The organism is Pseudomonas sp. S2_A02 (assembly GCF_054668495.1).
Map to the genome: position 1 here is coordinate 3,766,391 of NZ_CP162776.1, position 13,936 is coordinate 3,780,326.

Genomic DNA, 13,936 nt, shown 5'->3' on the forward strand with positions numbered 1-13,936 from the left:
TATCCGCCTCTTCGCTGCAACTCCGCCCGTACGTCTCGTGCTTCCCGTTCTGCGCTGACCCCATCCGGTTCGCCCATTTACTAGCCGCGCTACGCCTGGAGTATTCCTATGCTGACTTTCCTTGGCTTCGCCATGGTCATCACGTTCATGTTCCTGATCATGACCAAGCGCCTGTCCGCGCTGATCGCTCTGATCATCATCCCGATCATCTTCGCCCTGTTCGGCGGTTTCTCGCCGAAGATCGGCCCAATGATGCTCGAAGGCATCACTAAACTCGCGCCGACCGGCGTGATGCTGATGTTCGCCATTCTCTACTTCGCCCTGATGATCGACTCAGGTTTGTTCGACCCGGCCGTGCGCAAGATCCTCAAACTGGTCAAGGGCGACCCGTTGAAAGTTTCGGTCGGTACCGCCGTTCTGGCGCTGATCGTGTCCATGGACGGTGATGGCGCCACCACTTATATGATCTGCGTGGCCGCCATGCTGCCGCTCTACAGCCGCATCGGCATGAGCCCGCGGATCATGGCCGGTCTGATCATCCTCGCTGGTGGCGTGATGAACATGACCCCTTGGGGTGGCCCGACCGCCCGTGCGGCCAGTGCCCTGCACGTGGACCCGTCGGCGATTTTCGTACCGATGATTCCGGCGATGCTGGCCGGCGTGGTGGCGATTCTGGCGATCGCCTACTTCTACGGTAAGCGCGAGCGTGCGCGTCTGGGTGAACTGCATCTGGTCGGTGATGAAGTCGATCACAGCGAAATCAGTGTTTCGCAGTTCCCGGACGCCCGTCGTCCAAAGCTGATCTGGTTCAACGGCGTGCTGACCCTGACGCTCATGGGCACGCTGATCGCCGGCCTGTTACCGCTGCCGGTGCTGTTCATGGTGGCGTTCAGTATCGCGATGATCGTCAACTACCCGTGCCTGCAACAGCAGAAGGATCGCGTTGCGGCCCACGCCGGTAGCGTGTTGGCAGTGGTCGGGTTGATCTTTGCCGCGGGCATCTTCACCGGTATCCTGTCGGGCACCGGCATGGTCGATGCGATGTCGAAAAGCCTGCTGGCGGTCATCCCGGATTTCCTCGGCCCGTACCTGGCCGTGATCACCGCGCTGGTGAGCATGCCGTTCACGTTCTTCATGTCGAACGATGCTTTTTATTACGGCGTGTTACCGGTACTTGCCGAAGCCGCCAGTCATTACGGTATAACCGCGGTGGAAATGGCACGTGCCTCGATCGTCGGTCAGCCCGTCCATTTGCTGAGCCCGCTGGTACCATCGACTTACCTGTTGGTGGCTCTGGCCGGTATCGAATTCGGTGATCACCAGCGGTTCACCCTGAAGTGGGCAGTACTGGTTTGCCTGTGCATACTGGTCGCCGCATTGCTGATGGGGATTTTTCCGCTGTTCAGCACTCTATAAGCTCAAGACTCACCATGAACGGGTCCAGGCTTTGCTGTTTGAAGCCCGGGCCCTTTGTGGTTTAACACATCCTCAAAGGAATACACATGGAATGGCTGACCAACCCTGAAATCTGGGTTGCCTTCTTCACCCTGACTGCCCTGGAGATCGTCCTGGGCATCGACAACATCATCATGATTTCGATCCTGGTCAGCCGCATGCCCAAGCATATGCAGGCACGCACCCGGATCTTCGGCCTGGCGCTGGCCATGGTCACGCGAATTCTGTTGCTGCTGTCGATCACCTGGGTCATGCGCCTCACCGCGGACCTGTTCGAAGTGTTCGGCCAGGGTATTTCCGGGCGTGACCTGATCCTGTTCTTCGGTGGTCTGTTCCTGTTGTGGAAAAGCTCGCAAGAGATGTACCACGCGCTGGAAGGCCAGGACGAAGGCGGCGACGAACCTTCGGGCAAGGGCGGCAATTTCCTGTACACCATCATCCAGATCGCGATCATCGATATCGTGTTCTCGCTGGATTCGGTGATCACTGCCGTTGGCATGGTGTCCCACGTACCGGTCATGGTCGCGGCGATTGTCGTTGCGGTGCTGGTGATGATGTGGGCTTCTGGCACCATCAGCGAGTTCATCGACAAGCATCCATCGCTCAAGATGCTGGCGCTGTCTTTCCTGTTGCTGGTGGGTACCGTGCTGATTGCCGAATCGCTCGATGTGCACTTGCCAAAAGGCTACGTCTACTTCGCGATGGCGTTCTCGTTGGCGGTGGAAGCGATCAACATCAAGATGCGCACCGCAATGATGAAAAAGAAGAAACAGCAGGATCCGGTGAAACTGCGCAAGGATGTTCCGGGTCAGTAACCCTGGCTCCGATCGATTAACGCGCAAAACCTGTGGTAGCGAGCCTGCTCGCGATAGCGGCCAGTCAGTCAACATCAATGTTGAATGTGACGACCTCATCGCGAGCAGGCTCGCTCCCACATTTTTTTGCCTGATGAACAGACATCCTTCTTCCTGCCCGCAGCAAACTGTTTTCATGACAGTTTTGTTTCAATCGCTTCTTTAGCTATGCGATGCTGGCGTCCAGACCGTTAGCCAACTACAGCTTAAGTACAGAACGTAGAAAAACGCGCGGCACCGTTAACTTGCCCCACTGGGGCGCTACCACCACAGGGGGCCTGCATGCTCACCCTGCTCAATTTATTATCGGCCGTGGCCCTGTTGATCTGGGGCACGCACATCGTCCGAACCGGCATCCTGCGGGTGTATGGCTCCAACTTGCGCCATGTGATCGCCCATAACATGTCCAAGCGCTGGCTGGCGTTTCTCGCCGGGATAATGGTGACCGCCATGGTCCAGAGCAGCAATGCCACCGCCATGCTTGTCACCTCATTTGTCGGTCAGGGCCTGATGGCGCTGACCCCGGCTCTGGCGACCATGCTCGGTGCCGATGTTGGTACCGCACTGATGGCGCGAGTACTGACCCTCGACTTGTCGTGGCTGTCGCCGTTGCTGATTTTCCTTGGGGTGATTTTCTTTCTGTCGCGCAAGCAGACCCGGGTCGGACAGATGGGACGGGTCGGCATCGGTCTGGGATTGATCATTCTGGCGCTGCAACTGATTGTCGAGGCCGCCGCGCCGATTACTCAGGCGCAAGGGGTGAAGGTCATCTTCGCCTCGCTGACCGGCGACATTCTGCTCGATGCTCTGGTCGGCGCTCTGTTCGCGATGGTTTCCTATTCCAGCCTGGCTGCCGTCCTGCTGACCGCGACCCTCGCCGGTGCCAGCGTGATCAGTTTGCCAGTGGCCATCGGCCTGGTGATCGGTGCCAATATCGGCAGCGGTATTCTTGCTTTCCTCAGCACTAGCATGCAGAACGCGGCCGGCCGTCAGGTGGCGCTCGGCAGCCTGTTGTACAAACTGATTGGCCTGCTGCTGATCATTCCGGTGCTCGACCCGTTGGTGCACTGGATCGACAGCCTCGACTTCAGCCCTCAAGAAATGGTCATCGGCTTCCACCTGCTCTACAACACCGCGCGTTGCCTGATCCTGTTGCCCAGCGTCGGGGCGATGGCCAGGCTCTGCGCGTGGTTGTTGCCAGAGCGCCCGGACATCAACGGCACGGCCAAACCGCGGCATCTTGACCCGACTGCACTGGTTACCCCGAGTCTGGCACTGGCCAACGCTGCTCGGGAAACCCTGCGCATCGGCGATCTGGTCGACAGCATGCTCGAAGCCATGCTCGACGTGCTGCGCGGCAAACAGACCGCCGTCACTCAGGAAATGCGTCGCCTGACCGATGATGTCGAAGTGCTCTACAGCGCCATCAAACTCTATCTGGCGCAAATGCCCCGCGAAGACCTCAGCGAACAGGACAGTCGGCGCTGGGCGGAAACCATCGAGCTGGCGATCAACCTGAAACTGGCCAGTGACCTGATCGAACGCATGCTGCGCAAGGTTCAGCAACAGAAAACTTCGCAACGCCGGTCTTTTTCCGAGGTCGGTCTGGAGGAGTTGGCGGGGCTGCACAGTCAGCTGATTGCCAACCTGCGTCTGGGGTTGTCAGTGTTCCTTAGTGCCGACCCGGAAAGTGCTCGTCAGTTACTGCGTGAGAAACGTCGCTTTCGCGCACAGGAGCGCCGCCTGGCCCACGCTCATGTCAGCCGTTTAAACCGTAAGATCGTACAAAGTATCGAGACCAGTTCGCTGCATCTGGAACTGATTGCTGACATGAGACGCTTGAATTCGCTGTTCTGCAGCAGCGCCTATGCGGTGTTGGGCACTTCGGACACCGGCGCTCTGGCGGTCGACGATTTGACTGACATTACTCATTCACCCTGAACGTCCACAGTTGCCTGAAGTCTGTTGAACTTACGCTGGTCGTACGGAAACTCGTTATGCGTTGTCTGCTGTTCGCTTGTCTGTTGCTCGGCTCACTGCCTTCATTTGCCCTGGATCGCTTTCAGGTCGAGGGCTACACCTTGCGCAACGGCCTGCAATTGGTCCTCAAACCGGGCACCGAGCGCGGGCATGTGGCGATCCGGTTGGTGGTTGGTGTAGGCCTGGATGATTTCAGCTGTGCCGACAAAGAGCTGCCACATCTGCTCGAACACTTGCTGTTCAGCGGCATCGACGCCACCGGCGAAGGCGGTCTGGAAGAGCGCATGCAGGCCCTGGGCGGTGAGTGGAATGCCTACACCAGCAATGCCGACACAACCTTTGTCATCGAAGCCCCGGCGAAAAACCAGCGCAAGGTTCTCGACCTGTTATTGGCGCTGCTGACCCAGACCCGTATCGACGACAATGCGATCAACGTCGCCAAGCAAGTGGTCGAGCGCGAAGACGGTGGCCATTACTCGCACCTGCAACGCTGGCTGGATCGCCAGGACCTGGGCCACACCGCGAGTAATCAGTTGGCGGTGGAACTGGGCCTCAAATGCCCCGAGCGCGCGCAAGTCGATCACCTGACCCGCGAGCAATTGGAGAAGGTGCGCAAGGACTGGTACGCGCCTAACAACATGACCCTGATCGTGGTCGGCGACCTCGACCGCCTGCTGCCGGCCTATCTGGAAAGGGCCTATGGCGCACTCGAGGCGGTTGAACCGACTGGACACCGGCCTCTGCCAGACATTCAGGCCAGCGCGGCCCACGAGCGCAATTTGAGTAACGGTTTCGTCGGCGGCGGCGCCAAATTGCATTGGCTGGTGCCGGAACCGGTGCTGGAAGACCAGCACGACGAAACCTTCGACCTGCTCAAGGACTATCTGGACTGGGCGCTCTATCGCCAATTGCGCCTGGCCCATGGGCTGTCTTACGGGCCCTCGGCCGAGCGCGAGGTATTTGGCGGGGTGGGCTTCATGAGCCTGAACGCCGACCTTGATCGCGACGACGTACTGGCAGCGGAACAGGTGCTGGATGAGCTTCAAGCCGATCTGCTCAAGAACGGCCTCGACGCCGCCACCTTCGCCCGTCTCAAGCAAGCCGCTATCGCTCGCCAAGCCTGGGCCGTGCAAGGCAACAGCGCGCTGGCGGACTATTACTGGAGCGCCCTTGGCGACTACGAGGACGGCCATTTCGTCAACCCGGCCAAGGCGCTGCAAGACGTGACACTGGCCGAGGCGAACAAGGCAATGCGCGAGTTGCTGCTGCAACCGGGGTATCTGCGGATTGAGAAGCCGCTGGTGAGTTATGACCAGGTGATGTGGGCGATTGTCGGGGGATTTGGGTTGATGGTGCTCGGAATATTGGGTTGGCGTGTTCACCGCAGACGATAGCGAACCCCCTGTGGGAGCGAGCCTGCTCGCGATGACGGCGGAATATTCAGCATCAATGTTAGCTGACCCACCGCTATCGCGAGCAGGCTCGCTCCCACAAGTTGCGCACCTTAACTGACTGGCATTGAGGCAAGCCCCCTCGCCACAGGCCCCCCCGGGCGGTACCCTGTCGAGGATTTTTCCTACGACTATTGTGAATCGCCGAATGCCGAATCTGACCCTGTACGTACAGCGCATCCTCGAATTGATGAAGCGCTATCCCGGGGTCATTGCGCTTGGTGGTTTCATCTCCGGGGTCGGCAGCTTCATGCTGGTGGATCGCCAACAAGGTCTGGCGACATGGATCACCACCATCATGCTGGTCAGCTGGGTCTGGCTGATGCTGGAAAACACCCTCACCAAGCTGTTCGCCAAGGTCTTCAAGCGCGAAATACCCCAGCCCTTGCTGCGTTACGCGACGCAGATGATCCATCAGGAAAGTCTGTTCTTCGTCCTGCCGTTCTTTTTAATCACCACCACCTGGAACAGCGGCCAGTTGTTCTTCACGGGATTACTAAGCATGGCGGCGCTGATTTCGATCATCGATCCGCTTTATTACAAATGGCTGGCACCGCGCCGCTGGGCGTTCCTGGCGCTGCACACCCTGACCCTGTTCGCGGCCCTGTTGACCGCCCTGCCCGTCATCCTGCACTTGACCACCGCCCAGAGCTTCAAGCTGGCGCTGGGCATTGCCATGTTGCTGTCATTCCCGAGCCTGGCCTCGATCTTCCCGATTCGCACTGTGCGCAATGCGTTGGCGATCCTCAGCATCACCGTCGGCATCGGCGCCGCCGGTTGGGTGCTGCGCTCCTGGGTTCCGCCGGCGACCCTGTGGATGACCGATGTGGCGATCAGCACCCAAGTGCAGGATAGAACCCCCGGCAAGAGCCTGGAAGAAGTCAGCGCCGAGCAGATTCGTGGAGGTGGGCTGTACGCGTACACCGCGATCAACGCCCCTCGGGGTCTGGCCGAGCGGATTTATCACGTCTGGATGTTCAACGGTAAAGAAGTCGATCGTATCCCGCTGGATATCAACGGGGGGCGCAAGGAAGGCTACCGCGCCTGGACCCACAAGCAGAACTTCCCCGGCAACCCCGCAGGCAAATGGCAGGTTCGGGTGCTCACCGAAGACGGTCAGTTGATTGGTGTGCTGCGCTTCACGGTCGCGGACAGCACACCCGTCAAAGAAAAGTAGTGCGGTTCGTGTTATTAGTCAGGTCTGCGCAACAGCCGAACAAGCACGGAGCTTATGACAAGCAGCACAATGCCCGGCAGTGCCCGACTGGACACCTCGCACAGCCCTGCCCTGTTGCGGGTCACGGGTGACTGGACGCTCGCCCATTACGCCGATCTCAGCCGCCTGAGCGAAAAGCTCCGTGGCCAATACGACAGCAACACCCACATCGATCTCAATGGCCTCGGCGCGCTCGATACGGCGGGTGCGTCATTGTTGGTGGAGCTGCTGGGGGCCGAGCGTCTGGGCAAATCTGCCGAACACCCCGATTGCACCCTTTCCTCCGCTGATCGCGCCTTGTTGCAGACGGTGTACTGCTCGCTGACCGATTTCTGCGTGCCGATCAAAGAACCGGAAATCAGCGTCGGCATTCAACTGCTGACCCGCATCGGCCGCGCGGTCGACGCGGTCTGGCAGGACACGTTGCAACTGTTGGGTTTCGTCGGCCTGATCCTGGAAACCATCGCTCGCGGGCTGTTTCGGCCCAAGCGCTGGCGCCTCACGCCGATGGTCGCTCACATCGAACAAACCGGTCTCGACGCCGCGCCCATCGTCGCCTTGCTGACCTTTCTGGTGGGCGCTGTGGTGGCGTTTCTCGGGGCGACGGTGCTGGCGAGTTTTGGCGCGAGTATTTTCACCGTGGACCTGGTGGCGTTCTCTTTTCTGCGGGAGTTCGGCGTGTTGCTCACAGCGATCCTGATGGCCGGCCGCACCGCTAGTGCGTTCACCGCGCAGATCGGTTCGATGAAGGCCAACGAAGAAATCGACGCGATCCGCACCCTCGGCCTCAACCCGATGGAATTGCTGGTAGTACCCCGCGTCCTGGCGTTGCTGGTGGCGTTGCCGATGTTGACCTTTCTGGCGATGGTGTCAGGGATTGTCGGCGGTGGCGTAGTCTGCGCGCTGTCGCTGGATATCTCGCCGGCGATGTTTCTATCACTGCTGCAATCGGACATCGGCGTGCAGCACTTTCTGGTGGGGATCGTCAAAGCGCCGATTTTTGCGTTCCTGATTGCCGCTATCGGCTGCCTCGAGGGCTTCAAGGTCAGCGGCAGCGCCGAGTCCGTCGGCGCGCACACTACGTCCAGTGTGGTGCAGTCGATTTTCGTGGTGATCGTGCTCGACGCCGTGGCTGCGTTGTTTTTCATGGAGATGGACTGGTGAGTCGTTTACCCCGAGCGCCTTCAGAGGCGGTGATTGAAGTCCGTGGGCTGTGCAATCGCTTCGGCCGCCAGAGCGTGCACGAGAACCTCGACCTGGACTTGTACAAGGGCGAAATCCTTGCCGTTGTCGGCGGTTCCGGCAGCGGCAAATCGGTGCTGCTGCGCAGCATTGTCGGCCTGCGTCAGCCCAGCGAAGGGCTGGTGAAGGTCTTCGGCAAGAACTTGCCGAGCCTGTCGGAATACGAGCGCTCGCTGGTCGAGCGGCGGTTCGGAGTGTTGTTTCAGAAAGGTGCCTTGTTTTCTTCGCTCACTGTGACCGAGAACGTCGCCCTCCCCCTGATTGAACACGCCGGCCTGGGCCGTGCCGACGCCGAGCATCTGGCGGCAGTGAAAATGGCGTTGGCCGGGTTGCCGTTATCGGCGGCCGACAAATACCCTGCTTCGTTGTCCGGCGGCATGATCAAGCGCGCGGCCCTGGCCCGTGCCTTGGCGCTGGACCCGGACATCCTGTTTCTCGACGAACCCACCGCCGGCCTCGATCCGATTGGCGCTGCGAGCTTCGATCAACTGATCCTGACCCTGCGCGATGCCTTGGGCCTGAGCGTATTTCTGGTGACCCACGACCTCGACACGCTCTACACCATCACCGACCGGGTGGCAGTGCTGGCGCAGAAGAAAGTGCTGGTGGCGGACGCCATTGACAAGGTGTCGGAAACCGATGATGCGTGGATTCACGAATACTTCCATGGCCCTCGCGGCCGCGCGGCGCTGACGGCCGCTAACCAGCTCAACGAGGTCTGACATGGAAACCCGAGCTCATCACGTATTGATCGGCCTGTTCACCGTCATAGTCGTGGCAGGCGCCCTGCTCTTCGGGCTGTGGCTGGCCAAGTCCAGCGTCGATACCGAATTCAAGGATTACGAAATCGTCTTCAACGAGGCGGTCAGCGGCTTGTCCAAGGGCAGCGCCGTGCAGTACAGCGGGATCAAGGTCGGCGACGTGGTGATGCTGCGCCTGGACCCGAATGATCCGCGCCGGGTGTTGGCGCGGATTCGCCTGGGCGGAGACACTCCGATCAAAGAAGACACCCAGGCCAAACTGGCGCTGACCGGGATCACCGGGACTTCGATCATCCAGCTCAGCGGCGGCACGCCACAAAGTCCGACCCTCAAGGGCAAAGACGGCGATTTGCCGACAATCGTTGCATCGCCCTCGCCCATTGCCCGGTTGATGAATGACAGTAGTGATCTGATGGCGGGCGTGAACGTGTTGATGCACAACGCCAATCAGTTGTTTTCCTCGGAGAACGTCGCGCGTATCAGCAGCACCCTGGAGCACCTGGAGCAAACCACCGGCACCATCGCCGACCAGCGCGGCGACATTCGTCAGGCGATGCAGCAACTGGCTTCGGTTGGCAAGCAAGCCAGCGCCACCCTGGAACAGACCACCGCGTTGATGCGCAACGCCAACGGCCTGCTCAACGATCAGGGCAAGCAGATGTTCGGCAGTGCCGGGCAAGCCATGAAGTCCCTGGAACAAAGCAGCGCGACCATCAACACGTTGCTCTCCGCCAATCAGGATTCCCTCAACAACGGCATGCAGGGCCTCAATGGCCTGGCACCGGCGGTACGTGAGCTGCGCGATACCTTGAGCTCGCTGCGAACTATTTCCCAGCGGCTTGAGGCCAACCCCAGCGGTTACCTGCTTGGCAATGACAAGAACAAGGAGTTCACGCCATGAAGCTGGCTCATCTCGCCCTTCTCGCCGGTTTTGCGTTGGTTACTTCCTGTTCGATTTTCCCCAAGGCCGAGCCGTCCGATGTCTATCGACTGCCATCGGCGCAGCGCGATGCATCGGCCCAACACGGCACGCCGCAGCGCTGGTCGTTGCGGCTGGCCAAGCCGCAGACCAGCGAAGCCTTGAACAACCCGAAAATCGCCGTAATCCCTCAGGGTGACCTGATCAGCAGTTACAAGGCCTCACGCTGGAGCGATCCGGCACCGGTGCTGTTGCGCAATCGTCTGCTCGATGGTTTCCAGCGTGACGGTCGGGTGCCGTTGCTCAGCACCGATGACAGTAATTTCCAGGCGGACCTGGAACTGGGCGGCAACCTGCAAGCGTTCCAGACCGAGTACCAAGGCACGGCGGCGAGCGTGGTCGTGCGCCTGGATGCGTTGCTGGTGCGTGGGTATGACCAGCGAATCCTCGCCAGCCGGCGCTTTGAAGTGCGTCAGCCGTTGAGCGATGTGAAGGTGCCGGCGGTGGTGACCGGTTTTGGCCAGGCGAGCGATCAATTGACGGCGCAGGTGGTGGCTTGGACGGTGGAGCAAGGTCAGAAGGTTGCGCCGCCGCTGAGGCCTTGAAGGCCTACACACATCAATGTGGGAGCGGGCTTGCTCGCGAAGGCGGTGTGTCAGTCAACAGAGATGTTGAATGCACCGGCCTCTTCGCGAGCAAGCCCGCTCCCACAGGGTTCTCGGTCAGCCGAAGAACCAGTAACAAACCCCGATCGCGCCAAGTACACCCGCCAATTCCGCCAGCAACGCACACCCCACCGCATGCCGCGCACGCTGAATGCCCACCGCGCCGAAGTACACCGCCAACACATAGAAGGTCGTTTCGGTACTGCCCTGGACTGTCGCCGCCACCAGCGCCGGGAAACTGTCGACCCCGGAGGTCTTCATGGTTTCGATCAGCATTGCCCGTGCGGCACTGCCGGAGAAGGGTTTGACCATGGCCGTCGGCAGCGCATCGACGAAGCGCGTGTCCCAACCGGCCCACTCCACCAGATGACGAATCCCGTCCAGGCCGAAGTCCAGTGCCCCGGATGCTCGCAGCACGCCCACGGCACAGAGCATCGCCACCAGATACGGCAGCAGGTTCTTGGCCACGTCGAAGCCTTCTTTCGCGCCTTCGATGAACGCTTCGTAGACCTTCACTTTGCGTAATGCGCCGATCACCAGAAACAGCATGATCAGCCCGAACAGCGTCAGGTTGCCGAGGATCGATGACAGGCTCGCCAGAGCGGTCGCCGAGAGCGTCGCCAGCAGCGCCATGAAGGCGCCGAGGGCCAGGGCACCGGGAATCAGGTAGGCGAGCACCACCGGGTCCCACAGGCGCAGACGCTGCATGAATGCCACCGACAACAGACCGACCAGGGTCGAACAACTGGTCGCGAGCAGGATCGGCAGGAACACCAGGGTCGGATCTGGCGCGCCTTGCTGAGCGCGGTACATGAAGATCGTCACCGGCAGCAGGGTCAGGGAGGAGGCGTTGAGTACCAGGAAGAGGATCTGCGCGTTGCTGGCGATGGTGTCGCTGGGGTTGAGCTCTTGCAGCGCCTTCATGGCTTTGAGGCCGATCGGCGTGGCGGCGTTGTCCAGGCCCAGGCCATTGGCGGCGAAGTTGAGTGTGATCAGGCCGATGGCCGGGTGCCCCGGCGGCACTTCCGGCATCAGGCGCAGAAACAGCGGGCCCAGCGCCTTGGCCAGCCATTCGACGATCCCGGCCTTTTCGGCGATCCGCAGAAAACCGAGCCAGAGGGTGAGGGTGCCGAACAACAGGACCATGACTTCGACCGACAATTTGGCCATGGCGAAAATGCTTTCCACCATCGCCGCAAAGATCCCGGCGTTACCGCCGATCAGCCACTGCGCGAGCGCCGATACGGCTGCCACGATGAAGAAGCCAAGCCACAGGCCATTAAGCATCAGTCAAATCCCCCGGAAGATGCGGCGAATGATAGCGGGGTAGTCAGAAACGACAAACCCCGGATTTCTCCGGGGTTTGTATGGCACTGTTTGCGCGGAACCAATGTGGGAGCGAGCCTGCTCGCGATGGCGGTGTAACAGCCAACAATGATGTTGAATGTTATGGCCTCATCGCGAGCAGGCTCGCTCCCACAGGGTTATGCATTAGTTGCTGGAAATTTCGCCAACCGGCAGCTTTTCCTTGCTGCGCCAGTGCGGCAGGGAGTTCCAGTAGCGCTGGCCCTTGGCGTCGTCGTACATGCCTTCCCAACGCGAGATGACCAATACGGCCAAGGCGTTGCCGATTACGTTCAGTGCGGTACGGGCCATGTCCATGATGCGGTCGACACCAGCGATGAACGCCAAGCCTTCCAGCGGAATGCCGACGCTGCCCAAAGTAGCCAGCAGTACCACGAAGGACACACCCGGTACGCCGGCGATGCCTTTGGAGGTGACCATCAGCGTCAGTACCAACAGCAATTGCTGGCTGATGGACAGGTCGATGCCGTAGAGCTGGGCAATGAAGATCGCCGCGATGCTCTGGTACAGGGTCGAACCGTCGAGGTTGAACGAATAGCCGGTCGGCACCACAAAGCTGCAAATGGCTTTCGGCGCGCCGTAGGCTTCCATTTTCTCGATCACGCGCGGCAGCACGGTTTCGGAACTGGCGGTGGAGTAGGCCAGGACCAGCTCATCTTTGAAGATGCGCATCAGCTTGATCACCGAGAAGCCGAACAGGCGAGCGATCAGGCCCAGCACCACGAAGGCGAAGAAGGCGACGGCGAAGTAAACCAGAACGACCAGTTTGGCCAGCGGCAGCAGGGAGGCGAAGCCGAAGTTGGCCACGGTCACCGCGATCAATGCAAACACGCCGATAGGGGCGTAATTCATGATCATGTGGGTGACTTTGAACATGCTTTCCGACACGCCCTGGAACATCTTCACCAGCGGATCGCGCAGGTCCGATTGCAGGCTCGACAGACCGAGACCGAACAACACGGAGAAGAAGATGATCGGCAACATCTCGCCGCGCGCCATGGCTGCAAAGATGTTCGATGGGATCAGGTTGAGGATGGTCTGGACGAACGCGTGTTCGTGCTGAACCTCGGCGGCAGTGGCCTGGTACTTGGAAATATCCACCGTACCGAGGGTGCTCATGTCGATGCCGCTGCCTGGATGAACCACGTTGGCCAGCACCAGACCGACCAGAATGGCGATGGTGGTGACGATCTCGAAGTAAAGAATGGTCTTCAGGCCAATACGCCCGAGTTTTTTCGCGTCCCCTACGCCAGCGATACCGACGATCAGCGAGGAAATCACGATCGGGATCACGATCATCTTGATCAGACGGATAAAGATATCGCCTGCCGGTTGCAGAATATTGGTGATCCACCAGGCTTTTTCGGCACTGAAATGGTTGAGCACTGCACCAATTGCTATCCCCAGAACCAGACCGATTAGGATCTGCCAGGCGAGGCTAAGCTTTGCCTTCTTCATATCTTTACCCTTACTTGCGTTTGACTCAGGCCGATGCAAGAACTGAAACGCTCAATGGCGAACAAGTCTGGCACCGGCCCCCGTATAAGGTCCCCGCGAGCGAGCATTTACAGCTCTCAGGCAGCGAAAAAGGCGCAACTATTCCGATGCGGCGAAGCGCCGTCTAATGCCGTAAACGCCTACCCTATGCCGAATCGGCATGAGATTTTCTATCAGAAGTCCGCGTCCCAAGCGGTTCGAAGGCGACATTTCGGCGGGCATAAGTGCCGTGAGCCGGCCATTTCAGCGCAGGTGGATGTTTTTTAAACAGACGCAAATTTAGGAAAAAGCCTACGTTGGGCTGCGAATTCTCTTTCAGGGGAAGTCGGAGCTTTCTCGATATACGGTCACAAAGAAACACCGCGAAACGGTTTGGCGGGGAATATGCAGCAAGAACAGATGAGCTGAATGCTCTAGATCAACGTTTTGCACGTTGAAGCTCTCCGCAAGTCCGTCGAGCCGCTTTGGCCCCGGCGAACTTGCGTCGCAGCTTTACCTGACCCGGCCCTTGCGCGGGTACTCCCTGTACCC

Annotated in this window: 11 protein-coding genes; 9 read left to right on the forward strand and 2 right to left on the reverse strand. The window is 59.8% G+C overall.

The window, feature by feature from the left end; all coding sequences use genetic code 11:
- Nucleotides 1–108 precede the first annotated feature (108 nt).
- The 9 genes from AB4O41_RS17080 (at nt 109) to AB4O41_RS17120 (ending at nt 10,483) form a co-directional block, all read left to right on the forward strand.
- Nucleotides 109–1,416 (forward strand): CitMHS family transporter, encoded by a 1,308-nt coding sequence (locus AB4O41_RS17080; RefSeq protein ID WP_460144037.1) that lies wholly within the window; start codon nt 109–111, stop codon nt 1,414–1,416.
- 86 nt (nt 1,417–1,502) lie between these two features.
- Nucleotides 1,503–2,270, forward strand: coding sequence for a TerC family protein (locus AB4O41_RS17085; protein WP_460144038.1), 768 nt, complete (start codon nt 1,503–1,505; stop codon nt 2,268–2,270).
- A 321-nt stretch (nt 2,271–2,591) separates the two neighbouring features.
- The gene (locus AB4O41_RS17090; protein ID WP_460144039.1) at nt 2,592–4,250 is read left to right on the forward strand and encodes a Na/Pi cotransporter family protein; all 1,659 of its coding nucleotides are present in this window, start codon (nt 2,592–2,594) and stop codon (nt 4,248–4,250) included.
- 56 nt (nt 4,251–4,306) lie between these two features.
- Nucleotides 4,307–5,683 (forward strand): M16 family metallopeptidase, encoded by a 1,377-nt coding sequence (locus AB4O41_RS17095; protein ID WP_460144040.1) that lies wholly within the window; start codon nt 4,307–4,309, stop codon nt 5,681–5,683.
- A gap of 205 nt (nt 5,684–5,888) precedes the next feature.
- Nucleotides 5,889–6,917 (forward strand): DUF5924 family protein, encoded by a 1,029-nt coding sequence (locus AB4O41_RS17100; RefSeq protein ID WP_460144041.1) that lies wholly within the window; start codon nt 5,889–5,891, stop codon nt 6,915–6,917.
- A gap of 54 nt (nt 6,918–6,971) precedes the next feature.
- Nucleotides 6,972–8,120 (forward strand): ABC transporter permease, encoded by a 1,149-nt coding sequence (locus AB4O41_RS17105; protein WP_460144042.1) that lies wholly within the window; start codon nt 6,972–6,974, stop codon nt 8,118–8,120.
- Nucleotides 8,117–8,920: an ABC transporter ATP-binding protein gene (locus AB4O41_RS17110; protein ID WP_460144043.1), complete on the forward strand. Its 804-nt coding sequence runs from the start codon at nt 8,117–8,119 to the stop codon at nt 8,918–8,920. Before AB4O41_RS17105 ends, AB4O41_RS17110 begins: the two co-directional genes overlap by 4 nt.
- 1 nt (nt 8,921) lies before the next feature.
- The gene (locus tag AB4O41_RS17115; protein WP_460144044.1) at nt 8,922–9,860 is read left to right on the forward strand and encodes an MlaD family protein; all 939 of its coding nucleotides are present in this window, start codon (nt 8,922–8,924) and stop codon (nt 9,858–9,860) included.
- On the forward strand, nt 9,857–10,483 hold the full coding sequence (locus AB4O41_RS17120; RefSeq protein WP_454833575.1) for an ABC-type transport auxiliary lipoprotein family protein: 627 nt from the start codon (nt 9,857–9,859) through the stop codon (nt 10,481–10,483). The genes AB4O41_RS17115 and AB4O41_RS17120 overlap by 4 nt, the downstream gene beginning before the upstream one ends.
- A gap of 117 nt (nt 10,484–10,600) precedes the next feature.
- Here the strand turns inward: AB4O41_RS17120 and AB4O41_RS17125 are convergent, their stop codons facing one another.
- Both AB4O41_RS17125 and gltP read right to left on the reverse strand, forming a co-directional pair.
- Nucleotides 10,601–11,830 carry a nucleoside recognition domain-containing protein gene (locus tag AB4O41_RS17125; protein ID WP_460144045.1) on the reverse strand — a complete coding sequence of 410 codons (1,230 nt, stop codon included), beginning with the start codon at nt 11,828–11,830 and terminating at the stop codon, nt 10,601–10,603.
- A gap of 204 nt (nt 11,831–12,034) precedes the next feature.
- A complete protein-coding gene (gene gltP, locus AB4O41_RS17130) occupies nt 12,035–13,366 on the reverse strand; it encodes a glutamate/aspartate:proton symporter GltP (RefSeq protein ID WP_367373517.1) in 1,332 nt (443 codons plus the stop codon).
- Between the last annotated feature and the right edge of the window lie 570 nt (nt 13,367–13,936).

Excerpts from the sequence above, each read along its gene's own strand:
- AB4O41_RS17080 (WP_460144037.1), top strand. The coding sequence starts at position 109 with ATGCTGACTTTCCTTGGCTTCGCCATGGTCATCACGTTCATGTTCCTG.
- AB4O41_RS17085 (WP_460144038.1), top strand. The coding sequence starts at position 1,503 with ATGGAATGGCTGACCAACCCTGAAATCTGGGTTGCCTTCTTCACCCTG.
- AB4O41_RS17090 (WP_460144039.1), top strand. The coding sequence starts at position 2,592 with ATGCTCACCCTGCTCAATTTATTATCGGCCGTGGCCCTGTTGATCTGG.
- AB4O41_RS17095 (WP_460144040.1), top strand. The coding sequence starts at position 4,307 with ATGCGTTGTCTGCTGTTCGCTTGTCTGTTGCTCGGCTCACTGCCTTCA.
- AB4O41_RS17100 (WP_460144041.1), top strand. The coding sequence starts at position 5,889 with ATGCCGAATCTGACCCTGTACGTACAGCGCATCCTCGAATTGATGAAG.
- AB4O41_RS17105 (WP_460144042.1), top strand. The coding sequence starts at position 6,972 with ATGACAAGCAGCACAATGCCCGGCAGTGCCCGACTGGACACCTCGCAC.
- AB4O41_RS17115 (WP_460144044.1), top strand. The coding sequence starts at position 8,922 with ATGGAAACCCGAGCTCATCACGTATTGATCGGCCTGTTCACCGTCATA.
- AB4O41_RS17120 (WP_454833575.1), top strand. The coding sequence starts at position 9,857 with ATGAAGCTGGCTCATCTCGCCCTTCTCGCCGGTTTTGCGTTGGTTACT.
- AB4O41_RS17125 (WP_460144045.1), bottom strand. The coding sequence starts at position 11,830 with ATGCTTAATGGCCTGTGGCTTGGCTTCTTCATCGTGGCAGCCGTATCG.
- gltP (WP_367373517.1), bottom strand. The coding sequence starts at position 13,366 with ATGAAGAAGGCAAAGCTTAGCCTCGCCTGGCAGATCCTAATCGGTCTG.